The following is a 24,473-nucleotide window of genomic DNA, read 5'->3' on the forward strand; positions in this document are numbered from 1 at the left end:
TCCCGGTGGCTAGCGCGCGACGACGGATTGCCGGTACGCGACCTTCTCGTACGGCTGCACCGTGCGCTGGCCGTCGGCGTCGAAGGCGATCGTGCCGGTCACGCCCGTGTACGGCTGGCTGGCCGCGAGCGCCGCGCGCACCTTCGCCGGATCGGCCGATTGCGCGCGATTGATCGCGGCGGCGGACAGCATCGTCGCGTCGTACGCGTAGCTGCCGAACGCCGAGCGCGGTGCCTCGTGGTAGGCGGCGCGATAGTCGGCCGCGTACGCGTCGGCACTTGTGCCGAGCGCCGCGACCTCCAGGCCGATCTGCCCCTGCGCGATCTGCGCGGGCGTGTCGCTCGTGCACATCGTCAGGTAGATCCCGTACCACGGCCGCTGGTTGAGGCGCATCTCGAACGCCTGCCGGTTCAGCGTCGCGGCTTCCTGTCCGTACGCGCTGTACACGTAGCCATCGGGCTGTGCGCGCGATGCCTGCTCCAGCTCGCGCCGGTAGGTCGACTGGCCCTCGGTGTAGAGCACCGTCGACACGATCGTGCCGCCGAGCGCCTCGAAGCGCTTCCTGAACTCGGCCGCGATGCCCTGGCCGTAGCCGTTGTTCGGCGCGATCAGCGCGACGCGCCGCAGTTTGCGGTCGTACACATCCTGCGCGGCGAAGCGCGCGGACAGGTCGTCGAGCCCGATTGCGCTGAACGAGCCCGCGCCGATCTTGCGGACCTGCTGGCTCGACGAACCGATGTTGATGTGCACGTCGCCCTGGCGCACGAGGAACTGCCCGACCGGAATCGTCACCGACGAAGAGAATTCGCCGAGCACGAGCGGCACGCGCTCGACCGTCGCCAGCTTGCGCGCGGCGTCGAGCGCCGTGTTCGCCGTGCCGCCCGAATCCTCGATCCGCACCTGCAGTTTCTGCCCGAGCACGCCGCCTTGCGCGTTGATCTTCGCGACCGCCAGCTCGATCCCGCGCCGCTGGTCCTCGCCGATCGACGCGCTTGCGCCTGTCAGCGGCAACACGGCGCCGACGCTGACGTCGGCGCGCGCAGGAAATGTCGCCCACGCGCCGAGCGCGACGCAGATCCCGAGACTCCAGCAACCCAGCTTCATTTTTGTTCTCCTGAATGCGTGTTGAATTGCGTTTGAAATACAAAAGTGTCGACAGAATCACAGAACAAAAATCATTGGCAAACACTTTTTGAGCGGATGTGGCGAAGTTCGTAAAACGCATCGAGGTTCACAAGAAAATGCCTTGTTTTAAAGCGTTAAATGCACAAACTCAGCGACGGTAAACACCAGTGTCGGGCATATGCGCCAGATTGGCGCGGCATCGAATATTTTTGAAAAAAGTGTATACAGTGCTGAATATGGATGATTAGAATTCACCTCACTCGACACGGAAACGGAGGCGGTGCGATGGAGATCAAGCGATATGGCTCAGGCGAACGGATGAGCCAGCTCGTGGTTGCGGGCGGCTTCGCGTTCGTTGCCGGACAGGTTGCCGACGACACCGCACTCGACGTCGCCGGTCAGACCCGCCAGATCCTCGACAAGATCGACCGGCTGCTCGACGGCGCGGGGCTCGACAAGCGCCGGATCGTGTCCGCGAACATCTGGCTTGCCGATCACCGGAGCTTTGCCGACATGAACCGGGTCTGGGACGCATGGGTGCCGCAGGGCGACGCGCCGGCGCGCGCCTGCGTGGAGTCGGCGCTCGCGTTTCCCCAGTACACGGTCGAAATCGCGGCGATCGCCGCGTTCTAGGGTCTGTTTCCAGATGGAACGCACATGCGAATGCCCGAAATCGCTCGTAGGGCAAGAAGTGAGGAGCGCCGTTTGGCCGAGCCAAACAAGCGACGAGCGACGCCGCCATCCGGGCGATTTCGGGCATTCCCGTGACATGAATTTTTTAATTTGGGGTTGCCACGAGAACGGCCGCTCGCCGCGTTGCGTTCCTTGCGAATACGTCAGTATTCGCGGCGTCGCGCGCCTCGCGAGCGGCCGTTCTTGTGGCAACGCATGCGCGTTCCATCTGGAAACAGACCCTGGAGGCGAGCGATGAGGACGGTCGTGCTCGGAGGCGGCATCGTCGGTGTGACGACCGCCTACTTTCTCGCGAAGGCGGGCGACGAGGTGGTGGTGGTCGACCGGCGCGACGGCGTCGCGCTCGAGACGAGCTTCGCGAACGCGGGGCTGATCGCGCCCGGGCATTCCTATACGTGGGCGTCGCCGCGCGCGCCGAAGATCCTGCTCAAGTCGCTGTTCTCGGACGGGCAGGCGCTGCGCCTCAAGTGGTCGCCGGACTGGCGGATGTGGGCGTGGTGCCGCCAGTTCCTGCAGAACTGCACGGCGGAGCGGTCGCGCCGGAACACGTCGATCAAGGTGCGGCTGTGCCGCTACGCGCAGCAGCAGCTCCAGTCCGCGACCCGCGACGAGGGGCTCGCGTACGACCGGATCAGCGGCGGGCTGCTGTACCTGTACCGGGATCCCGCGTCGTTCGAGCGCGGCATCGCGAACATGCGGATCCTGTCCGACAACGGCCTGCCGCTCGAGACGCTCGACCCGCGCGCGGTGATCGGGCGCGAGCCCGCGCTCGCCGGCGCGGCGGGCGAGATCGCGGGCGCGATCTACTGCCCGTCCGACGAGAGCGGCGACGCGCATTTGTTTACCCGCGCGCTCGCCGAACGCTGCCGCGCGCTCGGCGTCGAGTTCCGCTTCGGCGCGACGATCGACGGCATGCGCGCGAACGCGGACGCGGTGGACTACGTGCAGACGTCGCAGGGCCGCGTGAGCGGCGACCGGTACGTGCTCGCGCTCGGCGCGTACTCGCCGTTCGTCGCGCGCCGGCTCGGCTACCGGTTGCCGATTTACCCGGTGAAAGGCTACTCGGTCACGCTGCCGATCGACGCGCGCCACGAGCCGCCGACGCTCGGCGGCGTCGAGGAAAACCAGCTCGTCGCGTGGGCACGGTTCGGCGAGCGGCTGCGCCTGACCGCGACGGCCGAATTCGGCGGCTACGACACGACCCACACGCCGGCTGACTTCGCGCACATGCTGGCGACCGCGAAGGCGCTGTTTCCGAACGGCGCCGATTATACGAAACCGTCGTACTGGGCCGGATTGCGGCCGATGACGCCAGAAGGCACGCCGATCATCGGCGCGACCCGGCATCGCAACCTGTTTCTCAACACCGGGCACGGCCACATGGGCTGGACGATGTCGTGCGGTACCGCGAAGATCGTCGCCGACCTGATCCACGGCCGACAGCCCGACATCGACATTACCGGGATGACACTCCAGTGAGCCAACTTCTTTCGACCCCTGTGCAGCACGGCGCCGGTTCGTACGCGCGCTTCGGCTTCTCGCTCGATGCGGGCATCGCGCGCCGCGCGGCGATCGGGCTCGTCGTGCTCGCGACCGACCATACGATCGAATACGAATGGCGGCGCGTGCTCGCGCTCGACGGCGTCGCGTTCTACGAGAGCCGGATCGCGAACTCCGCCGACATCACCGCGGAGACGCTCGCGCGGATGGACGGCGGGATCGCGGCGGCCGTCGAGCTGATCCGCCCCGGCGAGCGCCTCGACGTGGTGGCGTTCGGCTGCACGTCCGCGTCGATGGTGCTCGGCGAGGAGCGCGTGTTCGAGCGAATCCGCGAGGCGCGGCCGGGCGTCGCGTGCACGACGCCGATCACCGCGGCGCGGGTCGCGCTCGGCGCGCTGGGCGCGCGCGGCGTCGCGCTCCTCACGCCGTACGAGCGCTCGATCAACGAAGCGATGGCGGCCTACCTGCGCGCGCGCGGCGTCGACGTCGTGCGGGCGGGCTCGTTCGAGCACCGCGACGACAACGAGGTGGCGCGGATCGACCGCGCATCGATCGAGCGCGCGGTGCTCGCGCTGGCCGCCGATCCGGCGGTGGACGCGGTGTTCGTGTCGTGCACGAGCCTTCGGCTCGTCGACGCGCTCGCGGAGATCGAGGTGCGCGCCGGCAAGCCGGTGTTGTCGAGCAATCACGCGCTCGCGTGGCATGCGCTGCGGCTCGCCGGCGTCGACGATCCGGTGCCGGGCTTCGGACGCCTGCTGATGCAATGACGGTAGCAGCAAGAAAGGCGTCCGCAGGCCGCCATGGCCGATAATGACGGTCGCCGACAGATGAAGGAGGAGGCGAGATGGCAGCGAATTCCGTGCTTGGCGGCCGCGAGGCGCTGGCGCCCAGGCGCGCGGGCCTCACGGTCAACGAGATTTACGAGCAACTGAAGCAGATGGCCGTGGTGTATACGATCCGGCCGGGCGAGCGGGTCAACGAGCTCGAACTGGCGGAACGGTTCGACGTCAGCCGCACGCCGATCCGGGAGGCGCTGAACCGGCTCGTCGCAGAGAACCTGCTGGTCTTCGTGCCGAATCGCGGATTCTTCATCCGCCAACTGGAAGGGAAAGACGTGTTCGATCTCTTTGAGCTGAGGCGTTCGATCGAGTCGACCGCGGTGATGCTCGCGTGCGAGCGGGCGTCCGACAACGACATCAAGACACTGCGTCGCTTCTGGCGGCAGGTGATGAAGAGCGCGCCGCGGATGCCGTCGTCGGAGCTCGTCCTGAAGGACGAACTGTTTCACCTGGAGCTTGCCGCGCTGTCGGGCAATGCGGAGATCGGGCGCGTGCTGCAGGGAATCAACGCGCGGATTCACTACGTGCGATGGGTCGACGTCGACCAGCGGCGCGACGCGGCCTTCAGCGAGCATCTGGAGATTCTCGACGCGCTCGCCGCGCGGGACACCGAACGATGCGTCGCGTTGACCGACACGCACATCCGCTGGCGGATGGAGGAAATCACGCGCGTGGTGGAAGCGAGCGTCGTGAAGCTGTACGCGAAATAACGGGCGGTTCGCGGCGCACGCGCGCCCGGCGAGACCGCGCCGATGAGACGCAAGGCCAAGGAGGACGGGCCGCCCGCTTGGCCGGTGCGGCGCATCGCCACGCTTTCGTTACGAGGTGCCGTCATGAAACATGGCACGCTGGTCACGCTGTACAAGCCGTCCGCGGCGCAGATCGACCATCTGCTGGGCCTGCCCGCGCACAGTCCGGCCGTCGTCGCGGTCGACAACTCGCCCGTCGTCGATCGCGAGCTGCACGCGCGGCTCGCCGCGCACGGCGTCGACGTGGTCGCGAACCACAACCGCGGCGGGATCGCCGGCGCGTTCAACGCCGGTGTGGAGTTTCTCATTCGCCGCGGCTGCGACGTATTCTTCATCTTCGACCAGGATTCGACCGTGCCCGCCGATTATTTCGAGCGGATGCTCACGGGGTGCGCGACGGTCGGCGATACGCGCTTCCTGGTCGGGCCGCGCATCTTCAACCGCAACTTCCGGCGCAACCTGCCGCTCTTCACCGTGCGCCGCTGGTCTGCGCGGATCACGCCGATCGGCGACGGCGCGCGCGGCTTGCTGCCGTGCTCGGTGATCATCTCGTCCGGCACCGCGATCTCGCTCGACGCGTATCGCGCGCTCGGCCGGTTTCGCGAGGATTTCTTCATCGACCATGTCGACGCCGAGTACTGCATGCGCGCGCAGGCGAACGGCGTGCCGGTGTGCGTGAATGCGGACGTGTCGCTGCCGCACGAGCTCGGCAGTCCGTCGGCCCGGCAGCACTGGCCGCGCGTCGAGATCTTCGATCAGAGTGCGCTGCGTCATTACTACGCCGCCCGCAACTGCATCCTGGTCGCACGCGACTACTGGCGCCGCTATCCGGCCATGCTGCTGATCAACCTGATCACGCTGAAGCACGTCGCGTTCATCCTGCTGCATGCGCGCGACAAGCGAACCAAGCTGCACGCGATTCTGTGCGGCGTGACGGACGGGCTGCGCGGCCGGTACGGCCGGGTCTGACCGACTCGTGACGACGTGCGGAATCGCGTCTTATCAATTTTGCAATCCTGAATGAATTGAGGCCGACAAGATGATTCATGAAACGCAGGCAGCTCGCCGCTATACGGGCGCGTTTTCCGTAGCACCGACCATTTTCACCGAATCGGGCGAACTGGATCTGGAAGGGCAGATGCGTTGCGTCGACTTCATCATCGACGCGGGCGCGGACGGGCTGTGCATTCTCGCGAACTACTCGGAGCAGTTCTCACTGTCCGACGACGAGCGCGAACGGCTCACCGGGATGATTCTCGAGCACGTCGCGGGCCGGGTGCCCGTGATCGTGACGACGACCCATTTCAATCCGGTGATCTGCGCAGCACGCAGCCGGGCCGCACAGGCGGCCGGCGCGGCGATGGTGATGATCATGCCGCCGTATCACGGCGCGACGATTCGCTGCGGCGAGGCGGCGATCGGCGCGTTCTTCTCGGAGGTCTCCGATGCGATCGACATCCCGATCATGTACCAGGATGCGCCGATGAGCGGCACGCAGGTATCGGCGGCGTTCCTCGCGCGGCTCGCACGCACGATTCCGAACCTGCGCTATTTCAAGATCGAGGTGCCGCAGTCGGCGGCGAAGCTGCGCGAGCTGATCGCGCTCGGCGGCGACGCGATCGAGGGGCCGTGGGACGGCGAGGAGGCGATCACGCTGCTCGCCGATCTCGACGCGGGCGCAACGGGCAGCATCCTCGGCGGCGGCTACCCGGACGGGCTGCAGCCGATTCTGGCCGCCTATCGCGCGGGCCGGCGCGACGAGGCGGTGGCCGGCTACGAGAAGTGGCTGCCGCTCATCAACTACGAAAACCGGCAGGCCGGGCTGCTCGCCTGCAAGGCATTGATGAAGGAGGGCGGCGTGATCGCGTCGGACGCGCCACGGCGCCCGCTGATGCCGCTGCACCCGGAGACGCGCGCGGGCCTCGTCGAGATCGCACGGCGGCTCGACGCGCTCGTGCTGCGCTGGGCGCGCTGACACGCGCGTATTTTTCTTCTTTCCGATCGAGGAACGTCCCGATGAGCATGCCCACGATACGACACATCCGCGCGCTGACGGTGCGCGGCGGCGGCGCCGACTACCACGACCAGGGCGCTGGCCACTGGATCGACGATCACATCGCGACGCCGATGGCGCGTTACCCCGAATACCGGCAGAGCCGGCAGTCGTTCGGCATCAACGTGCTCGGCACCCTCGTGATCGAGATCGAGGCGAGCGACGGCACGGTCGGATTCGCGGTGACGACGGGCGGCGAGATCGGCGCGTTCGTCGTCGAGCGCCATCTGGCGCGCTTCATCGAAGGGCAGCGCGTGACCGACATCGAGAAGATGTGGGATCAGATGTTCTACGCGACGCTCTATTACGGGCGCAAGGGCGTGGTGCTGAACGCGATCTCCGGCGTCGATCTCGCGTTATGGGACCTGCTCGGCAAGGTGCGCGGCGAGCCGGTGCACCAGTTGCTCGGCGGCAAGGTGCGCGACGAACTGCAGTTCTATGCGACGGGGGCGCGGCCCGATCTCGCGAAGGAGATGGGGTTCATCGGCGGCAAGCTGCCGCTGCATCATGGCCCGGCGGAGGGCGACGAGGGCCTGCGCCGCAACCTCGACGCGCTGGCGACGATGCGCGATCGCGTCGGCGCGGATTTCTGGCTGATGCTCGACTGCTGGATGAGCCTCGACGTGCGCTATGCCACCCGGCTCGCGCACGAGGCGCGCGCTTACGGGCTCAAGTGGATCGAGGAGTGCCTGCCGCCCGACGACTACTGGGGCTACGCGCAGTTGCGCCGCGCGGCGCCGCCCGATCTGCTCGTGACGACGGGCGAGCACGAGGCGACCCGCTGGGGCTTCCGGATGCTGCTCGAGATGGGCTGCTGCGACATCATCCAGCCCGACGTCGGCTGGTGCGGCGGCCTGACCGAACTCGTCCGCATTTCGGCGCTCGCCGACGCGCACGGCGTGCTGGTGGTGCCGCACGGCTCGTCGGTCTACAGCTATCACTTCGTGACGACGCGGCACAACAGCCCGTTCGCGGAATTCCTGATGATGGCGCCGCAGGCGGATCGCGTCGTGCCGATGTTCGATCCGCTGCTGCTCGACGAACCGGTGCCGACGGGCGGACGGATGAAGGTGCCGGATACGCCCGGCTTCGGCGTGCGGCTCAATCCGGCCGTGCGCACCGAACGGCCTTACACGCACTGAGCCGCCGCGATGAAACTGCTCGAGAACAAGGTCGTTATCGTCACCGGCGGCTCGCGCGGCATCGGCCGGGCGATCGCGCTCGCGTGCGCGCGGCATGGCGCCGACGTCGTCGTCAATTACTGGGCCAACCCGTTGCTGCCGGCGCAGTCGGATCACGCGCTCGACGCGCTGGTCGACGAGATCGGCGCGACCGGCCGGCGTGCGCTCGCCGTGCCGGGCGACATCGCGCGGCCGGACACCGCGGACGAACTGGTCGCGCGGGCCGTCGACGCGTTCGGCCGGATCGACGTGCTGGCGAGCAATGCGGGGATCTGTCCGTTCCACGCGTTCCTCGATCTGCCCGCCGATCTGCTGCGACGCACGATGGAGGTCAATCTGCACGGCGCGTTCCACGTGACCCAGGCGGTCGCGCGCCGAATGGCCGCGCAGGGCGACGGCGGCGCGATCGTCGCGACGAGTTCGATCAGCGCGCTCGTCGGCGGCGGCATGCAGACGCACTACACGCCGACGAAGGCCGGCGTGCACGCGCTGATGCAGTCGTGCGCGGTCGCACTCGGCCCGCACCGGATCCGCTGCAATTCCGTGCTGCCGGGAACGATCCGCACCGAGATCAACGAAGCGGATCTCGCGGCGCCCGGCAAGGCCGAGTACTTCGAGCAGCGCATTCCGCTCGGCCGCCTCGGCGAGCCCGACGACGTCGCGGACTGCGTGGTGTTCCTCGCGTCGGACCTGGCGCGCTACGTCAACGGCGCGGCACTTCTCGTCGATGGCGGCCTCTACGTGAACCTGCAATGACGGGGGCGGACATGGAAACGATCGCGTTCCGGATGCGGCTGCATCCCGGGCAGAAGGACGAGTACCGGCGGCGCCACGATGCGATCTGGCTGGATCTGGCCGACGCGCTGCGCGCGGCCGGCGTGGCCGATTACTGGATCTTTCTCGACGACGAAACGGATTGCCTGTTCGCCGTCCTGAAACGGCCGGCCGGGCACCGGATGGCCGAACTCGCGCAGGCCGACGTGATGCGCCGGTGGTGGGCGTACATGGCCGACCTGATGGCGACGGACGGGGACGGGCGGCCGCTCGAAAAACATCTGGAACCGATGTTCCATCTGGCGTGATCGCAGGGAGGCGCAATGCAGGTCGTCGATCCACATGTGCATTTCTGGGATGCCGATGCGTTGAGCTACGGCTGGCTCGACCGCGCGCAACCGGCGTTTTCCGGGCCGGTGGCGGCGCTGCCGCGCGCATACGGTCCGGCCGACCTGCGCGCGGACGCGGGCGGGATCGACATCCTGAAAGTCGTGCACGTCGAAGCGATCCATGACGCGTGGACAACGCCGAGCGAGGTCGAATGGCTGCAGGCGCTGGCCGACACGCCGGCGAGCGGCGGCATGCCCGAGGGCATTGTCGCGGGCGTCGACCTGTCGCGTGCCGACGCGCCGGCGAGGCTCGTGGCGGCCGCCGCCTGCGCGAACGTGCGCGGCATTCGCCAGGTACTGAACCGCCACGCGAACCCCTGGTACAACTATGTCGATCGCGACTATCTCGACGATCCGGGCTGGCGCGACCATTTCGGGTGGCTCGCACGGCTCGGGCTGTCGTTCGACCTGCAGCTCTATCCGTCCCAGGTCGGGGCCGCGCTGACGCTGGTCGACGCGCATCCGGACACGGTCTTCATCGTCAATCACGCGGGCATGTTCGTCGACCGCGACAGCGCGCACGGCTATCGCGCGTGGCGCACCGGGCTGCACGGGCTGGCCCGGCGCGAGAACGTCATGCTCAAGCTGAGCGGGCTTGCGATGTTCGATCACCGGTGGACGATCGAGAGCTTCCGGCCATACGTGCTCGAGGGAATCGACGCGTTCGGCACCGCGCGATGCATGTTCGCGTCGAATTTTCCGATCGACCGGCTGCATGCCGGCTATCCGGCGCTCTGGCGAGCGTATTCGGAAATCGTCGCAGGGGCGAGCGATGCGGAGAGGCACGCGCTGTTTGTCGGCAATGCAGAGCGGATCTATCGCATCTGATACTTCGGGGACCAACGTCGCCGCGTTTTCACCTGCTAGCTGTTGCGCAGGAACACGACGTAGCCGCGGAACCACGGATTCGCCGCGAGGTACGGCGGCGCTTCCCACTCGCCGCCCTGGATCACGCCGATCCGAAACGGCAGTTGCAGCCGCGCGACGCGCGGCAGGTAGGCCGCATAGTCGGGGATCGTGCTGCGCCCCTGGTAGGTTTGCACGACCACCTCGTCGACGATTCCCTTGAGCTGGTTGACCTGGTCGGCATCGATGCGGCTGCTCCAGTCGAGCAGCCCCGTGATGCTCAACCGGCAATCGGCGGGCAGGGTCTCGCGCAGCGTGCGCAGGAATTCGACGTAGTCCTGCAGATGGCGCGTACGCGCATCGAAGTCGATCTGGATGCCCGCGATCGTGCGGCCCGACGCACGCCAGCGCGTGAGCTGCGCCAGCATGATCTGCGTGACGCGCGGCGTCCAGCGCAGCGTATGCGCACGATACACGAGCCAGACGTGCGCGTTCGGCGCGGGCGGCAGTGCGACGCCCTGCGCGATGACGCGTACCTGCGATTCGTCCCTCGGCGATGCTTCGATCTGCCCTTGCAGCACGTAGACGGCGCGCGCGCCGCGTACGACCGCCTGCGGCTTCACGCCGGCCCACAGCCAGAACGCGTCGTATTGCGCGGGATCGACGGTGCCGGCCAGCGCGACGCGTCCGGCCAGCAGCAGCGCGACGCACGCGATGCGCTTCACGCCGCGCTCACCAGTAGTAGCGAAGCTTCTGCGCCCACGGGCTGCCCGGATAGGCGGCCTTCAGCGTATCGAACCAGCGCTTGCGGGTGTTCTTCGGTACGTCCTTGCCGCCGCATTCGTTGCTGCCCGACGGCGCATAGCACTTGATCGCGCGGTAGAACGCGTACGCGCGGTCGTTCGGGTTCGCCTGCGCATCGGCCATCACCGTCACGTAGCTCGACATCCGCTCGTACGGCTTGCCCGCGAACTGCGACGGCGATGCGCCGAGCGTCGGCGGCGTGCGCGTGGCGGTCGCCGCCGACGCGTTGCGTATCCACGGCGGCACCGGATCGCCTTCGAGCCCGGACGCGGGCGGATGGCGACGCACCAAATCGGCGAGACAGTTCAACCCTTTCGCATCGCCGGGGTTTTGCTGGAGCGCCGCGGCGATGTCGCGCGCGGCCAGGCATGCATAGCCGTCTTCGTTCTTCGCACCGGGCGCCGTGAACGGCTTCAGCGCATCGGCGGGCGCGCCGGACACCAGCGCGGCATCGGCGATGAAGTCGGCGTAGTGCGAGCGCGTGAGCTCCTTGTACAGCAGCGTGTACAGCGCGGTGTCGCGCAGCGCGCCGCCGGTCGCCTGGTTCTGCGCCTGCGCGCGCAGCAGGTCCGCATTGGCCGTGCGCTGCAGCAGCACCGCACGGATCGCGGCGTTCTGCACGAGCGAATCGTCGGCGAACACGTCGTTGACGAGCCCGGCCTGCTCCAGGTTGATCGCGAGCGCGAGTTCCAGCGCTTCGCGCTGGAAGCGGAATTTCGCGAGCGGGATCAGGTCGCGCCACAGCTGGCGGGCCTTGTCGGTCTGGCCGCTGTCCTCCAGCGCGAACGCGCGCAGCGTCTGCTGGCTCAGGCCGAAGTAGTCGAGCGGCGCCGCGGGCGCCTGCGGCAGCAATTCGAGCGCCGCGTCCGGCTTGTGTCCGACATACACGTACCAGGTCGCGAGCAGATAGTCGTGGAGCGCGGGCGTGCTCGCGAAGCGCGGCTTCTGCGCCTGCAGATCGTCGAGCGTCAGCGGCTTGTCGCGGCTCGAGTCGCCGCTGTTCGACGTGCGCATGCGCAGCAGGTCGACGGTCGCGAGCACGGTCGGCGACTGGATCTGGCGCGCGTCGAGTTCCGATCCGAACAGCAGCTTGCTGTCGAGTTCGTTCGCCAGTTGCATCAGCGGCACATTCGAGGTCTTCGGCGACCAGCGCGCGAGCGCGTTGCCGTACAGGTCGGCCTGCTGCGTGACGTTGCCGCCGAGCCACGCGACGCGCCGCAACAGTCCCGCCGCGGACACCGCATAGCGTCCCTGCGGATACACCTTCAGGTAAGTGCGAAACACCGTGTTCGCGGCGTCGAGCGACACCTTCGTCACGCGCGCGCGCGACGGGGTCGGGCTGTCGTTGTCGAACACGTTGGCCTGTGCGGCGTTCAGCTGCGCGCGCCCGACCATGTAGAGCCCGGTTTCCTTCAGCCACGGGTTCGCGCTGTGCGATGCGTTCGCGAACGCCTTGGTCGCGGTGAGGAAATCGGCGCGGTAGAACGCGTTCGTGCCGTCGAGGTACGCGGCGAACTGCTGGCCGAGCGGCGACTTGACCGACGGCTTCGACCATGCCGCGCTTGCGCCGCCCGCGGTGCAGGTCTTTTGCGCGATGTCGGCGCGCGCCGCGCGCAAGCGTGTGGCTTCGTCGGCGGGGATGCCGGCGGCGGTATTCAGCGCGTCGTTGAACGCGTCGGCGCCGGCGTTCATGCTGCGGCAGATGCTGCCTTCGCCGTCGGCGTACCGATTCGACGGCGCTTCGGCATCCGACGCGCCGCTCGCCCGATCGGGCTGCTTCTGGCCGATGTCGATCCACCCGGAAAAGTCCAGCGGGAACGGCACGATGATCTGGTTGATCCGGTCTTTCGCCGGGATCGTCTTCGGGTCCGGAAACACCTGCGCGACCTTGCCGCTGTCGACCATCAGCAGCATCGCGTTGATGCGCGTGTCGTTGGCGGGGCTCAGCATCGGCAGGTTGCCGCACGAGTAGCCGTTTTGCCGGAGCGTGGCCGGTGCATAACAGCTGTCGTCGCTGCTGGCATGGGCGGCGGGGATCCAGAGCAGGCCGGCGGCCAGCGCGGCGAGCAGGTTTCGGTTCAGCGTCGGGGTTGTCGGCATTTTTCTTGTGATGGGGTGGGGCCGCGATGGCCGGTTCTCTCAGAGGGCATCGTGCCCCGGCGCGTATCGTACCAAACGGGCGGGACGGATAACGCTGGGTTACATCGCGCTCAAGTTCGCAAGTTGCGTCGATCGCCGGCCCGGCTAAACGGAAGTTCAGTCAGCGTGGACGTAATGCCATATCGATTCGGGATGCAAACTACATGAGCGGGTGCGTTGCCGTTGTGCGGCAGTCCGGCTCGCGCATCACGCGCACACGCTGCTTGCGACGTCACCTTCATCTACATCGTCGATCGCGGCCCGCAAGTCGTCGATCGCGACCATCAGTTCGCGGACCTGCCGCAACGACGGGTATTGATGCAGCACGGCATGCCATTGCGGCAGCGTCAGCAGCGCGTGCCAGATGACGCCGAGGCCGCGCGGATCGGCGTCCGGCTGCCGTGCGAGCGCGCTCGCGTATTCGAGGCTCGCCTGCGCCGACAGCAACTGCATCCGGCTTGCGGCACCCAGCAAGCGCGGCGTCGCGTCCGCGGACGCATCGCAGCAATAGAGCACTTCCCGTTGCAGCGCGGCGTCGTCGGTCGTCAACGCGCGCAGCGACGCGCCGTGCACGCGCACCGTGCCCTGGTGCGTCTCGAACGAATAGATCGTGTCCGCGTCGGCTTGCGCGAGCAGGTTCAGGCCGCGCAGCAGCCGCGGCAAATCGGTTGTCGCCGCATCCGCCGATGCCTTCGCTTCGACGAGGAAGCGGACGTTCCATGCGGGCGCCGGTTCATCGCCGCGCGTGCGTTCGAGCAGGATCGCGTCCCATTCGGTCTTTGCGCGATCGTGCCGGCCCGGTATCGATGACGGCACGCGCATCGAGGTGACCACCCGGTACGTGCGCAGCTCGTCCACGGCTTCGAGCCTGCCGGCCAACGTGTCGAGCACCTGTGCGGCCAGCGCTTCGACGGCCGCGCCGCGCTGCTGCGACGCGACGCCCTGCGCAACCGCGATCGTGCTGCCTTCGAGCGGACCCTGGCGCACCCACAGTGCGCGGTATCGCCGGACGTGCGCGTCCGACGCCAGCGCATCGAGGCGCAGCAGGCGTTCGAGCGCCGCACCATCCTTCAGCTTGACGATGTCCTGCGCGAAAGCGGCGTCGGTCGGCATGTCGGGCAGCGCGAGCAGTTGCTGCAGCGTCGCGTGGAGATCGGCCCACGACGCGGACGTTGCGGCCGCATGCAGCCGCGCGAGCGCGTCGCGTTGCCACGCCTGTGCAATGCGCTCGAGTTTCGCCGGGTGCGCGATCGCGTTGACGGCCGAGTGCAGCGCGCGCCGGTCCTGCTCGGCGTGCGCGTGCAACGACGCGTATTCGCGCACGCTCGGCGCGTCGTGCCGCAGCACGGCAGCCTGGAAGGCGGGATCGCCGGATTGCCTGTCCATCGCGTCGCGGATCATCCGTGCGAGCGCATCGACGAAGCGCTGCTGCAGTTCCGCGCCGGGAGCTTGTCCGTCGCTCTGCAGCCGGCGCGCTTCCTCGATCGCGATGGCAAGGGTCGCGGCCGGGTTCGCGGCTTCGGCCGGCGACGACGTGCTGTCGAGCGGCGGCAGCCGGTAACGGCGAGCGACGGTGCGCAGGACTTCGTCGAGCAGGGCGGGAAGCGGTGTCAGCGACATGTCAGGTATCGGGGTGGACGCGGTTCGCGTGATCGGGGTTGAGGCCAGGCGCGATGACGCTGCCGTCACGCAAGGTCGGGCGGCAGCGCGCGTGACACATCACGCCGTCAACGTCACCGACAAACTGCCGAGCTCGCCGAAGCGGACCGTCAGCGCATCGCCGAGCGGCACGTCGATCGCGCCCGCGTACGAACCGGTCGTCACGATCTGGCCGGCGCGCACCGCGTCGCCGCGCGACGCGAGGAAATTGACGAGCCACACGAGCGGCTTCAGCGGATCGCCGTCCGGATGGCGGCCGTCGATCGCGCGGTTCAGCGCACCTTCGAACGACAGCGCCAGCGTCGCGAGCGGCACGTTCAGCCCGTCGTGCACGACGGGGCCGACGCACAGCCCCTGGTTGAACTGCCCGTCGGCGAGCAACTCGAACTTCGACGCGCGCGCCGGCTCCGCATAACGACAGCCGAGCACTTCGAGCACGATGCGTACCTCGCGGATCGCATCGCGCACGTCGTTCTCGTCGTACGGCCGTTCGCGCGCGGGCAGGTCGCGATCGAGCACGAACGCGATTTCCGGTTCGATCCGCACGATCGGCCCGCCGACGACGCGGTACGGCGCATCGGCTTCGCGGATCGTCGACGCGAAAATCGGCGCGAGGATCACGCGGTCGGGCGGCGGCAGCGCGCATTTCCATCCGCCGACGGGTTCGCCGAGCAGGTCGGCGACGCGCTGCTGGATCGCCAGCGCGGTGTCGACGTCCTCGGGGCGCAGTGCATCGGGCAGCAGCGGGCCGGGCGAGCCGGCATGGCGGGCGGCGACGAGATGCTGGGCGGCGCCGTCCACGCGTTCGGTAGTCGTTGTCATGTCGGTTGAGCGAGTTGAAAGTGAACCGGCAAAAAAGGGCCGGACGAAAGTCGAAGCTTTGATGATAGCGCCTTCGGCACGATGGCCGCTCGATCCGGTCGCGTATTGGCGGCCCGCGGCCGCCGCACGCCACCCTCGGGATCTCCGCTGGACGATCGGCTCGCCCCGGTGCCAGCAAGCCCGGCACGTTGTGCGACGCAACAGGGAAAGCACCTTCCCGAGTGAATCGAACGACGCGAAATGCGGGTTTTCCGTCCTGCGCGGCGGCCGAACGCCGCGCGCGTGGCGGGCGCCCGCGTCGACGGTCGGCGGATCGAAAACCGGCCTGGCTTGATCGTCATCAACAACCGAACCCGCCAGCCGCCGATGATGGCGACATGGCCGCGCACGATACGGCGCGCGGCAGTTCACCCCAGCGAGGTTTGCATGTACGAGAAGATCATGGTGGCCGTCGACGGCAGCGCTACGTCGAAACAGGCGCTTGCCGAGGCAGTGAAGATGGCACTGGCGGGCGACGCGCACGTCAGCGTCGTGTATGTGGTCGACAAGTCGGTGCTGTTTACTTACGCGGGCCGTTTCGACCCGCATGCGCTCATCGAGGAAATCCGCGCCGACGGGTTCAAGGTGCTGCGCGAAGCCGAACAGGTCGTCGCGGCCGCCGGCGCGAAGGGCGAGGCCGAACTCGTCGAGACCGAGAGCATCGGCGAGGACATCGCGGAACGCCTGCAGCGCTATGTGAAGGAACGCGGCATCGATCTCGCGGTGGTCGGCACGCACGGGCGGCGCGGCATCCGGCGCATGCTGCTCGGCAGCGTCGCCGAGCGCTTCGTGCGCGGCTCGAAATGCCCGGTGCTGCTGATTCGCGGCGACGATGCCGACGTGCCGGCCGCGGCCGCCGCGGCATAACGCGGCGGGTGCGAGATGATACGCCGCCAGTACCGGATCGTCGTAGCGGCGATCGCCGTGTTCGTGTCGCTTGCGGGGATGATGGCCGTCGTGACGGGGCTGCTGTTCGATGAAGCGATGGTGCTGCGCGGCGGCGCGATCGCGTTGATCGTCGGCGTGGCCGGCTTCGTCGTGATGCTCAACCCGGGCGTGAAAGGCGAGGAGTGACGCGGGCGTATTTTGCCCGCGTCTCCCGGTCGACCGGACCCGACGGGTCCGGCGGCCGTCTGCCGAACAGCCGGCGGTAGCCGTTGCCGCGCCGGCCCCGTTGCTTCGCGCCGCCGCCCGGCGCCGTTACTCCGTTTGCCCGCCTGCCGTTCCCGGCGCCTTCGCGCCGTCCTGCCCGACCTGTATCTCCAGCCGTTTCACCGTTTCCTCCAGCTCCGCGTTGTTCGGCTGAATCTTCCGCGCCTGCGCGAACGCAGCGCGCGCTTCATCCTGGCGTCCCAGCTTCCACAGCACTTCGCCCTTGTGCGTCAGCCCGGTCGCATAGGCTTCGTGCGCGTCGCTGTCGTCGCCGTTCTTCGCGAAGATCGCGATCGACCGGTCGAACCACGTGAGCGCTTCGTCGTTGCGGCCGAGGCGATACAGCGCCCAGCCCTTGCTGTCGAGCGCATACGCATCGTCCGGTGACTTCGCGAGGTGCGTGTCGATCATCGCGAGCCCGCGATCGACTTCCACACCCGCGTCGACGAGCCGATAGCCGATATCGTTCAGGCGGTCGTCGGGGATCTCGCCGAGATCGAGCACCGCGGCGACACGGCCCGCGTCGTGCCCGGCGATCGCGAGCGACAGCAGCTTGGTGACGATCTGTTGCCGCAATTCGACGCTGATCCGGCTGCCGTTGGCCACCAGGCTGCCGAGGTACTGCGTGTACAGGTCCGGCGCGCCGGGATCGCTCGCGCCGTTCGCGATGGCCGCGCCCGGGCCCGCGCACCAGTCGGCGTCGGCGGACCCGGCCAGCGTTCCGGCATAAAGACTGATGTTCCGCGACGTGCGCGATTGCGCGTAGTAGGTGTAGCCGCTCGCATCGGAGTAGCCACACGCCAGATATTCGTTTTCCACGTCCAGTACATACGGGAAGTTGCCGAGCGGCTCGTTGCCGAACGGATCGACCAGCCGGAACGATTCGCCCATGTCGCCTTCGCCGACGATCGGGTTGAACACCCACTGCTTCTGCGGATGAACCTTCGGCAGCCGGATCTTGACGGTGCGCCCGGCGGCGTCGGTCGTGCCGAAGATCACGCTGTCGTGCTGGTCCGGCTTGACGGGCAGGCCCGCGATGACCTGGCCGGGCAGGAACAGCCGGTACCGCGCATTCGGCAGCGGCCGGTGCGTGACGGGGTCGCGCAGCACGAACTGGTGAACATGAGCGCCTTTCCCTAACGACGCCGTCGGCGCGATGTAGGTGCGCGCGTGGGCGGCGGGCAGCGCGGTGCAACTCAAGGCCGCGGCAACGAGCGCGGCGAGAAGGCGTGACGTCATGGAATTGTGGTTCTTATATGTAAGGGTTTTATAGACCGACGGCCGGAAATGCACTGAACAACCTGCGCAAGCTTCGATAAACGACGGGCTGCGGCTTGCTGCCGGATCGTCCAGCGCAATTCGACGCGGCGCCCGTCCGCCGCTCCGTGATGCGTGGAAGAGGCGGGCGGGTGGCGCGCGAATGCAGTGCGCAGCATAACAGGCGTGCGTCGCGCACTCTCCCTCCATCGGGCTTCGTTGTTGCCGCCGGATCAACGACAACGTGATTTGTATCAAATCATGATATGTCGATCCACATGACAATCGTTTCGAGCACGGTGAAACAGGGTGGGGCGACCGAAATCAAGTCGTCCTTTACAACCGGTATTTCGCCTCCTTAAATAATCAGGGTCTGCCAAAAGACCGGAAAAACGAGATCCCCATGAGCCATTTCCTGGACAGATTGCGTTATTTCTCCACCACGCGGCCACGCTTCTCCGACGGACACGGCGCTGTCACGGACGAAGACCGAAAATGGGAAGACGGCTACCGGATGCGCTGGCAGCACGACAAGATCGTCCGCTCGACCCATGGCGTGAACTGCACGGGCTCGTGCTCGTGGAAGGTCTACGTGAAAGGCGGGATCGTCACGTGGGAAACCCAGCAGACCGACTATCCGCGCACGCGCCCCGACATGCCGAACCACGAGCCGCGCGGCTGCTCGCGCGGCGCTTCGTACTCCTGGTATCTCTATAGCGCGAACCGGCTCAAGCATCCGCTGGTGCGCAGCGCGCTCGTGAAGCTGTGGCGCGAGCGCCGCCGCACGCTCGGCCCCGTCGAAGCCTGGCGCTCGATCGTCGACGACGACGCAGCACGCCGTTCTTACCAGAGCCGGCGCGGGCTCGGCGGCTTCGTGCGCGCGAGCTGGAGCGAGGTCAACGAGATCGTCGCGGCGGCCAACGTGCACACGGCGGAGCGGCACGGCCCCGATCGCGTGGTCGGCTTCTCGCCGATTCCGGCGATGTCGATGGTGTCGTACGCGGCCGGCTCGCGCTACCTGTCGCTGATCGGCGGCGTGTGCCTGAGCTTCTACGACTGGTATTGCGACCTGCCGCCAGCGTCGCCGCAGACCTGGGGCGAGCAGACCGACGTGCCGGAATCGGCCGACTGGTACAACTCGACGTTCATCATGATGTGGGGCTCCAATGTCCCGCAGACGCGCACGCCGGACGCGCACTTCCTCGTCGAGGCGCGTTATCGCGGCACCAAGGTCGTATCGGTGTTCCCCGACTACGCGGAAGGCGCGAAGTTCGGCGACCTGTGGCTGCACCCGAAGCAGGGCACCGACGCGGCGCTCGCGCTCGCGATGGGTCATGTGATCCTCAAGGAATTTCATCTGGCCGGGAAGAGCGACTACTTCGCCGACTACTGCAAGCGTTATACCGACATGCCGTGCCTCGTGCGCCTGGTGCCGCACGGCGACGGCTACGTGCCCGAGCGCCTCGTGCGCGCGTCCGACTTCGACGACGCGCTCGACGAGGCCGCGCATCCGGACTGGAAGACCGTGACGATCGACGACGCGACCGGCGAGTTCGTCGTGCCGGTCGGCTCGGTGGGCTTCCGCTGGGGGCAGCAGAACGACGCCGACAAGGGCAAGTGGAACCTGCGCGGCGAGACGTCGAAGGGCGCGGCGCTGTCGCCGCGGCTGTCGTGCACGGTCGCGCACGACGACGTGGTCGACGTGCTGTTCCCGTACTTCGGCAACCAGCCGCACGCGCACTTCAACTCGACGCAGCATGCTTCCGAGCTGTCGCGCCGGATCGGCGTGCGGCGCGTCGCGACGCGCAACGGCGACATGCTGGTCGCGACCGTCTACGACCTGTTCGTCGCGAACTACGGGCTCGACCAGGGCCTCGGCGGCCGCGACGTGGCCGCGAGCTACGACGACGACCTGCCCTACACGCCGGCGTGGCAGGAGGCGATCACCGGCGTGAAGCGCGCGGACGTGATCTCGGTCGCGCGGCAGTTCGCGGAGAACGCGCACAAGACGCAGGGCAAGTCGATGGTGATCATCGGCGCGGGGATCAACCACTGGTTCCACATGGACATGTCGTACCGCGCGATCATCAACATGCTGATCATGTGCGGTTGCATCGGCAAGCCGGGCGGCGGCTGGTCGCACTACGTGGGCCAGGAAAAGCTGCGGCCGCAGACGGGCTGGACCGCGCTCGCGTTCGCGCTCGACTGGAACCGTCCGCCGCGCCAGATGAACGCGACGTCGTTCTTCTACGCGCACACCGACCAGTGGCGCTACGACCCGATGGACCCGGCCACGCTGCTGTCGCCGCTCGCGGACAAGTCGCAGTTCCACGGCGCGCCGATCGACTACAACGTGCGCGCGGAACGGATGGGCTGGCTGCCGTCCGCGCCGCAGCTCGCGGTGAATCCGCTGAAGGCCGGCGCGGCGCTTGCCGATCCCGCGCACGCCGGCGCCGATATCGCGCAGCAATTGAAATCGGGCGCGCTGAAGATGGCGAGCGAAGACCCGGATGCACCCGGCAACTTCCCGCGCAACCTGTTCGTGTGGCGTTCGAACCTGCTCGGCTCGTCGGGCAAGGGGCACGAGTATTTCCTGAAGCACCTGCTCGGCACGACCAACGGCGTGCAGGGCGAGGATCTCGGCGCGACGGGCGGCACGCGCCCCGAGGAAGTGACGTGGCATGACGAGGCGCCGCGCGGCAAGCTCGACCTGCTGGTCACGCTCGACTTCCGGATGTCGACCACCTGCATGTATTCGGACGTCGTGCTGCCGACCGCGACGTGGTACGAGAAGGACGACATGAACACGTCCGACATGCACCCGTTCATTCATCCGCTGTCGGCGGCGGTCGATCCCGCGTGGGAATCGAAGAGCGACTGGGAGATCTTCAAGGGGATCGCGAAGCGCTTCTCCGAGCTGTGCGATGGGCATCTGGGCGTCGAGCGCGACGTCGTGCTCGCGCCGATCGCGCACGACACGCCGGGCGAACTCGCGCAGCCGTTCGACGTGCAGGACTGGAAGCGCGGCGAATGCGAGCCGGTGCCGGGCCGCACGATGCCGAACGTGGCCGTCGTCGAGCGCGACTATCCGAACACGTATGCGCGCTTCACGTCGCTCGGGCCGCTGATGGACAAGCTCGGCAACGGCGGCAAGGGCATCGGCTGGGACACGAAGGACGAGGTGAAGCTGCTCGGCGAGCTCAACTACAAGGTGGCCGACGGCGCCGCGCAAGGGCGCCCGCGCATCGACACGGCGCTCGACGCGGCCGAGGTGATCCTCGCGCTCGCGCCCGAGACCAACGGCGAAGTGGCGGTGAAGGCGTGGCGCGCGCTGTCCGGCATCACCGGCATCGACCATACGCACCTGGCCGACGCGCGCGCGGACGAGAAGATCCGTTTCCGCGACATCCAGGCGCAGCCGCGCAAGATCATCTCGTCGCCGACCTGGAGCGGGATCGAATCCGAGCACGTGTCGTACAACGCCGGCTACGTGAACGTGCACGAGCTGGTGCCGTGGCGCACGATGACCGGCCGCCAGCAGCTTTACCAGGATCACGCGTGGATGCGCGCGTTCGGCGAATCGCTGTGCGCGTACAAGCCGCCGGTCGATACGGGCAGCTATGCGCACATGGTCGGCAAGCGCTCGAACGGCAACCCCGAGCGCGTGCTGAACTTCCTGACGCCGCACCAGAAGTGGGGGATCCACAGCACGTACACGGACAACCTGCTGATGCTGACGCTGTCGCGCGGCGGCCCGATCGTGTGGATGTCGGAGGACGACGCGAAGGCGATCGGCGCGGTCGACAACGACTGGATCGAGTGCTACAACTCGAACGGCGCATTGTGCGCGCGGGCCGTCGTCAGCCAGCGGATTCCGTCCGGGATGGTGATGATGTACCACGCGCAGGAGAAGATCGTGAACACGCCGGGCTCCGAGATCACCGGCACGCGCAGCGGTATCCACAACTCGGTCACGCGCATCGCGCTGAAGCCCACGCACATGATCGGCGGCTACGCGCAGTTCGCATACGGATTCAACTACTACGGCACGGTCGGCTCGAATCGCGACGAGTTCCTGATCGTCCGGAAGATGAACAAGATCGACTGGCTCGATGGTGAAGAGACCGCGGTCGACCCGACAACGCAGGCCGTACGCGCTCTGCATGGGATGGGAGTAAGCGCTAAAGCGCCAACTCCCATCGACACCGGAGAAACGTCATGAAGGTACGTGCACAGATCGCGATGGTGCTGAACCTCGACAAGTGCATCGGGTGCCATACCTGCTCGGTGACCTGCAAGAACGTATGGACGAGCCGCGAGGGGATGGAATACGCGTGGTTCAACAACGTCGAGACGAAACCGGGCATCGGCTACCCGAAGGACTGGGAGAACCAGGACCGCTGGCGCGGCGGCTGGCAGCGGCGCGCGGACGGCAAGATCGAGCCGCGCCTCGGCGGCAAGTGGCGACTGCTCGCGCAGATCTTCGCGAACCCGCACCTGCCCGAGATCGACGATTACTACGAGCCGTTCACGTTCGACTACGCACATCTGCAGGAAGCCGGCAACACGCGTGCGATGCCGGTCGCGCGGCCGCGCTCGCTCGTGAGCGGCCAGCGGCTCGAGAAGATCGAGTGGGGGCCGAACTGGGAGGAAATCCTCGGCGGCGAATTCGAGAAGCGCGCGAAGGACTACAACTTCGAGTCCGTACAGAAGGACATCTACGGGCAGTTCGAGAACACCTTCATGATGTACCTGCCGCGCCTGTGCGAGCACTGCCTGAACCCGGCGTGCGTCGCGGCGTGCCCGTCGGGCTCGATCTACAAGCGCGAGGAAGACGGCATCGTGCTGATCGACCAGGACAAGTGCCGCGGCTGGCGCATGTGCGTGTCGGGATGCCCGTACAAGAAGATCTACTACAACTGGCAAAGCGGCAAGGCCGAGAAGTGCATCTTCTGCTATCCGCGCATCGAGGCCGGCCAGCCGACCGTGTGCTCGGAAACCTGCGTGGGCCGCATTCGTTATCTCGGCGTGCTGCTGTACGACGCCGACCGGATCAGCGAGGCGGCCAGCGCGGAGAACGAAAAGGACCTGTACGAAGCGCAGCTGTCGCTGTTCCTCGATCCGGAAGACCCGGCCGTGATCGCGCAGGCCGAGCGCGACGGCGTGCCGGCCGCGTGGCTCGACGCCGCGCGGCGTTCGCCGGCCTACAAGATGGCGATCGACTGGAAGATCGCGTTCCCGCTGCATCCGGAATACCGGACGCTGCCGATGGTGTGGTACGTGCCGCCGCTGTCGCCGATCAACGCGGCCGCGAACAGCGGCGCGCTCGGGATGAACGGCTACCTGCCGGACGTCGAATCGCTGCGCATTCCGCTGCGTTATCTCGCGAACCTGCTGACGGCCGGCGACGAGGCGCCCGTGAAGCTCGCGCTCGAACGGCTGCTCGCGATGCGCGCGTTCATGCGTGCGCGTCACGTGGACGGCGTCGACGCGCGCGGCGTGCTCGACCAGGTCGGGCTGTCGCTCGCGCAGGTCGAGGAAATGTATCGCTACCTCGCGATCGCGAACTACGAGGATCGTTTCGTGATCCCGACGACGCACCGCGAGTATGCGGAGAACGCGTACGACCTGCGCGCATCGTGCGGCTTCTCGTTCGGCAACGGCTGTTCGGACGGTCGTTCCGAAACGAGCCTGTTCAGCACGAAGAAGGGCACGAAGACGATTCCGATCCACGAGGCCTCGCGATGAGCACCGCAACCGATCCGACCTACGCGGCGCTCGCGGCGCTGCTCGACTATCCCGACGATACGCTCGTCGCCGCGCTCGACTCGATCGAAGCGCATCTGCGCGACAGTGCGCGTTTGCCGAAAACGATGCGCGCGGGCCTCGATCGGTTCTTTGACTACGTGCGCGAGCGCGATTTGCTCACGCTGCAGGAGAACTATGTCGGGTTGTTCGACCGTGGCCGCGCGACGTCGCTGTACCTGTTCGAGCACGTGCACGGCGAATCGCGCGACCGCGGGCAGGCGATGGTCGACCTGCTGCAGATGTACGAGCGGCACGGGCTGTTCCTGAACCGGGGCGAGCTGCCCGACTACCTGCCCGTGTTCCTCGAATACCTGTCTCGGCTGCCGGCGGCCGACGCACGCAAGCTGCTCGCCGAGACCGGCGAGATCCTGCGCGCGCTGGCCGGCGCGCTCGCGCAGCGCGGCAGCCATTACAGCTTCATCGTCGGCGCGCTGCTGCCGATGGCCGGCCTCGCGCCGGTCGACGCGCCGGATGCCGCCGCCGACGACGTGGCCGCCGAGCGGCCGAGTGCCGACGATTACCGCGCGCTCGATGCGTCGTATGCGGACGAGGCCGTGCGCTTCGTCGGTGCGGTGACACCGGCGGAGCAGACGGTGCGGTTCCACGACAAGCGGCCGGCCCGCGGCGCGTAAGCGCGGGCCCAA

At 67.6% G+C, this 24,473-nt stretch carries 21 protein-coding genes; 15 read left to right on the forward strand and 6 right to left on the reverse strand.

Translation table 11 applies throughout. From position 1 onward, the window contains the following. Window positions 1-9: 9 nt before the first annotated feature. Window positions 10-1,104: an ABC transporter substrate-binding protein gene (locus GD429_RS29345; protein WP_152862269.1), complete on the reverse strand. Its 1,095-nt coding sequence runs from the start codon at window positions 1,102-1,104 to the stop codon at window positions 10-12. Between the two features lie 306 nt (window positions 1,105-1,410). Here GD429_RS29345 and GD429_RS29350 point away from each other — a divergent pair, with 306 nt between their 5' ends. The 10 genes from GD429_RS29350 (at window position 1,411) to GD429_RS29395 (ending at window position 10,131) form a co-directional block, all read left to right on the forward strand. Continuing rightward, complete coding sequence (locus tag GD429_RS29350) at window positions 1,411-1,758, forward strand: RidA family protein (RefSeq protein WP_152862271.1); 348 nt, start codon at window positions 1,411-1,413, stop codon at window positions 1,756-1,758. Window positions 1,759-2,052: 294 nt separating this feature from the next. After that, window positions 2,053-3,297, forward strand: coding sequence for a D-amino acid dehydrogenase (locus GD429_RS29355; RefSeq protein WP_152862273.1), 1,245 nt, complete (start codon window positions 2,053-2,055; stop codon window positions 3,295-3,297). Then, window positions 3,294-4,085: an Asp/Glu racemase gene (locus GD429_RS29360; protein ID WP_321574963.1), complete on the forward strand. Its 792-nt coding sequence runs from the start codon at window positions 3,294-3,296 to the stop codon at window positions 4,083-4,085. The genes GD429_RS29355 and GD429_RS29360 overlap by 4 nt, the downstream gene beginning before the upstream one ends. 77 nt (window positions 4,086-4,162) lie before the next feature. Then, entirely contained in the window at window positions 4,163-4,867 is a 705-nt protein-coding gene (locus tag GD429_RS29365) for a GntR family transcriptional regulator (RefSeq protein WP_152862275.1), read from the forward strand. A gap of 123 nt (window positions 4,868-4,990) precedes the next feature. Then, window positions 4,991-5,875 carry a glycosyltransferase family 2 protein gene (locus GD429_RS29370; RefSeq protein ID WP_105392800.1) on the forward strand — a complete coding sequence of 295 codons (885 nt, stop codon included), beginning with the start codon at window positions 4,991-4,993 and terminating at the stop codon, window positions 5,873-5,875. 70 nt (window positions 5,876-5,945) lie between these two features. Next, on the forward strand, window positions 5,946-6,881 hold the full coding sequence (locus tag GD429_RS29375; RefSeq protein ID WP_152862277.1) for a dihydrodipicolinate synthase family protein: 936 nt from the start codon (window positions 5,946-5,948) through the stop codon (window positions 6,879-6,881). Window positions 6,882-6,922: 41 nt separating this feature from the next. After that, the gene (gene rhmD / locus GD429_RS29380; RefSeq protein ID WP_152862279.1) at window positions 6,923-8,101 is read left to right on the forward strand and encodes an L-rhamnonate dehydratase; all 1,179 of its coding nucleotides are present in this window, start codon (window positions 6,923-6,925) and stop codon (window positions 8,099-8,101) included. Window positions 8,102-8,110: 9 nt separating this feature from the next. Further along, window positions 8,111-8,896: an SDR family NAD(P)-dependent oxidoreductase gene (locus GD429_RS29385; protein WP_152862281.1), complete on the forward strand. Its 786-nt coding sequence runs from the start codon at window positions 8,111-8,113 to the stop codon at window positions 8,894-8,896. 11 nt (window positions 8,897-8,907) lie between these two features. Continuing rightward, the gene (locus tag GD429_RS29390; protein WP_152862283.1) at window positions 8,908-9,222 is read left to right on the forward strand and encodes an L-rhamnose mutarotase; all 315 of its coding nucleotides are present in this window, start codon (window positions 8,908-8,910) and stop codon (window positions 9,220-9,222) included. A gap of 15 nt (window positions 9,223-9,237) precedes the next feature. After that, window positions 9,238-10,131, forward strand: a complete 894-nt coding sequence (locus GD429_RS29395) for an amidohydrolase family protein (protein ID WP_152862285.1) — start codon at window positions 9,238-9,240, stop codon at window positions 10,129-10,131. Between the two features lie 35 nt (window positions 10,132-10,166). On the opposite strand, the gene GD429_RS29400 is transcribed toward GD429_RS29395, so the two are convergent. The 4 genes from GD429_RS29400 to GD429_RS29415 all read right to left on the reverse strand — a co-directional run bounded on the left by GD429_RS29400 (window position 10,167) and on the right by GD429_RS29415 (window position 15,573). Beyond that, window positions 10,167-10,874 carry a DUF3142 domain-containing protein gene (locus GD429_RS29400; protein ID WP_321574964.1) on the reverse strand — a complete coding sequence of 236 codons (708 nt, stop codon included), beginning with the start codon at window positions 10,872-10,874 and terminating at the stop codon, window positions 10,167-10,169. 7 nt (window positions 10,875-10,881) lie between these two features. Beyond that, complete coding sequence (locus GD429_RS29405; protein WP_152862287.1) at window positions 10,882-13,053, reverse strand: hypothetical protein; 2,172 nt, start codon at window positions 13,051-13,053, stop codon at window positions 10,882-10,884. A gap of 246 nt (window positions 13,054-13,299) precedes the next feature. Further along, on the reverse strand, window positions 13,300-14,712 hold the full coding sequence (locus tag GD429_RS29410; protein ID WP_152862289.1) for a 3-deoxy-D-arabino-heptulosonate 7-phosphate synthase: 1,413 nt from the start codon (window positions 14,710-14,712) through the stop codon (window positions 13,300-13,302). A gap of 99 nt (window positions 14,713-14,811) precedes the next feature. Next, on the reverse strand, window positions 14,812-15,573 hold the full coding sequence (locus tag GD429_RS29415) for a 2-keto-4-pentenoate hydratase (RefSeq protein WP_152862291.1): 762 nt from the start codon (window positions 15,571-15,573) through the stop codon (window positions 14,812-14,814). 426 nt (window positions 15,574-15,999) lie between these two features. Here GD429_RS29415 and GD429_RS29420 point away from each other — a divergent pair, with 426 nt between their 5' ends. Together GD429_RS29420 and GD429_RS29425 are read left to right on the forward strand one after the other, a co-directional pair. Then, window positions 16,000-16,479: a universal stress protein gene (locus tag GD429_RS29420; protein WP_152862293.1), complete on the forward strand. Its 480-nt coding sequence runs from the start codon at window positions 16,000-16,002 to the stop codon at window positions 16,477-16,479. Window positions 16,480-16,494: 15 nt separating this feature from the next. Then, window positions 16,495-16,686 (forward strand): DUF2964 family protein, encoded by a 192-nt coding sequence (locus GD429_RS29425; protein WP_152862295.1) that lies wholly within the window; start codon window positions 16,495-16,497, stop codon window positions 16,684-16,686. Between the two features lie 126 nt (window positions 16,687-16,812). On the opposite strand, the gene GD429_RS29430 is transcribed toward GD429_RS29425, so the two are convergent. Beyond that, window positions 16,813-18,003, reverse strand: a complete 1,191-nt coding sequence (locus tag GD429_RS29430) for a tetratricopeptide repeat protein (protein WP_152862297.1) — start codon at window positions 18,001-18,003, stop codon at window positions 16,813-16,815. Window positions 18,004-18,424: 421 nt separating this feature from the next. Between GD429_RS29430 and GD429_RS29435 the strand changes: the two genes are divergently transcribed. Genes GD429_RS29435 through narJ form a run of 3 tightly spaced genes read left to right on the forward strand, consistent with a single transcriptional unit; the run spans window position 18,425 to window position 24,461 of the window. Beyond that, window positions 18,425-22,243 carry a nitrate reductase subunit alpha gene (locus GD429_RS29435; RefSeq protein WP_227791784.1) on the forward strand — a complete coding sequence of 1,273 codons (3,819 nt, stop codon included), beginning with the start codon at window positions 18,425-18,427 and terminating at the stop codon, window positions 22,241-22,243. Next, window positions 22,240-23,769: a nitrate reductase subunit beta gene (narH, locus tag GD429_RS29440; protein WP_152862299.1), complete on the forward strand. Its 1,530-nt coding sequence runs from the start codon at window positions 22,240-22,242 to the stop codon at window positions 23,767-23,769. The genes GD429_RS29435 and narH overlap by 4 nt, the downstream gene beginning before the upstream one ends. Further along, window positions 23,766-24,461 (forward strand): nitrate reductase molybdenum cofactor assembly chaperone, encoded by a 696-nt coding sequence (gene narJ / locus GD429_RS29445; RefSeq protein WP_152862301.1) that lies wholly within the window; start codon window positions 23,766-23,768, stop codon window positions 24,459-24,461. Before narH ends, narJ begins: the two co-directional genes overlap by 4 nt. Window positions 24,462-24,473 lie beyond the last annotated feature (12 nt).

Source organism: Burkholderia sp. BE17 (assembly GCF_009362305.1).
GTDB classification, from domain to species: domain Bacteria; phylum Pseudomonadota; class Gammaproteobacteria; order Burkholderiales; family Burkholderiaceae; genus Burkholderia; species Burkholderia pyrrocinia_C.

What these genes read in the sequence shown, in the direction of transcription:
- GD429_RS29345 (WP_152862269.1), bottom strand. Translation starts at nt 1,104, where the DNA reads ATGAAGCTGGGTTGCTGGAGTCTCGGGATCTGCGTCGCGCTCGGCGCG.
- GD429_RS29350 (WP_152862271.1), top strand. Translation starts at nt 1,411, where the DNA reads ATGGAGATCAAGCGATATGGCTCAGGCGAACGGATGAGCCAGCTCGTG.
- GD429_RS29355 (WP_152862273.1), top strand. Translation starts at nt 2,053, where the DNA reads ATGAGGACGGTCGTGCTCGGAGGCGGCATCGTCGGTGTGACGACCGCC.
- GD429_RS29365 (WP_152862275.1), top strand. Translation starts at nt 4,163, where the DNA reads ATGGCAGCGAATTCCGTGCTTGGCGGCCGCGAGGCGCTGGCGCCCAGG.
- GD429_RS29370 (WP_105392800.1), top strand. Translation starts at nt 4,991, where the DNA reads ATGAAACATGGCACGCTGGTCACGCTGTACAAGCCGTCCGCGGCGCAG.
- GD429_RS29375 (WP_152862277.1), top strand. Translation starts at nt 5,946, where the DNA reads ATGATTCATGAAACGCAGGCAGCTCGCCGCTATACGGGCGCGTTTTCC.
- rhmD (WP_152862279.1), top strand. Translation starts at nt 6,923, where the DNA reads ATGAGCATGCCCACGATACGACACATCCGCGCGCTGACGGTGCGCGGC.
- GD429_RS29385 (WP_152862281.1), top strand. Translation starts at nt 8,111, where the DNA reads ATGAAACTGCTCGAGAACAAGGTCGTTATCGTCACCGGCGGCTCGCGC.
- GD429_RS29390 (WP_152862283.1), top strand. Translation starts at nt 8,908, where the DNA reads ATGGAAACGATCGCGTTCCGGATGCGGCTGCATCCCGGGCAGAAGGAC.
- GD429_RS29395 (WP_152862285.1), top strand. Translation starts at nt 9,238, where the DNA reads ATGCAGGTCGTCGATCCACATGTGCATTTCTGGGATGCCGATGCGTTG.
- GD429_RS29405 (WP_152862287.1), bottom strand. Translation starts at nt 13,053, where the DNA reads ATGCCGACAACCCCGACGCTGAACCGAAACCTGCTCGCCGCGCTGGCC.
- GD429_RS29410 (WP_152862289.1), bottom strand. Translation starts at nt 14,712, where the DNA reads ATGTCGCTGACACCGCTTCCCGCCCTGCTCGACGAAGTCCTGCGCACC.
- GD429_RS29415 (WP_152862291.1), bottom strand. Translation starts at nt 15,573, where the DNA reads ATGACAACGACTACCGAACGCGTGGACGGCGCCGCCCAGCATCTCGTC.
- GD429_RS29420 (WP_152862293.1), top strand. Translation starts at nt 16,000, where the DNA reads ATGTACGAGAAGATCATGGTGGCCGTCGACGGCAGCGCTACGTCGAAA.
- GD429_RS29425 (WP_152862295.1), top strand. Translation starts at nt 16,495, where the DNA reads ATGATACGCCGCCAGTACCGGATCGTCGTAGCGGCGATCGCCGTGTTC.
- GD429_RS29430 (WP_152862297.1), bottom strand. Translation starts at nt 18,003, where the DNA reads ATGACGTCACGCCTTCTCGCCGCGCTCGTTGCCGCGGCCTTGAGTTGC.
- GD429_RS29435 (WP_227791784.1), top strand. Translation starts at nt 18,425, where the DNA reads ATGAGCCATTTCCTGGACAGATTGCGTTATTTCTCCACCACGCGGCCA.
- narH (WP_152862299.1), top strand. Translation starts at nt 22,240, where the DNA reads ATGAAGGTACGTGCACAGATCGCGATGGTGCTGAACCTCGACAAGTGC.
- narJ (WP_152862301.1), top strand. Translation starts at nt 23,766, where the DNA reads ATGAGCACCGCAACCGATCCGACCTACGCGGCGCTCGCGGCGCTGCTC.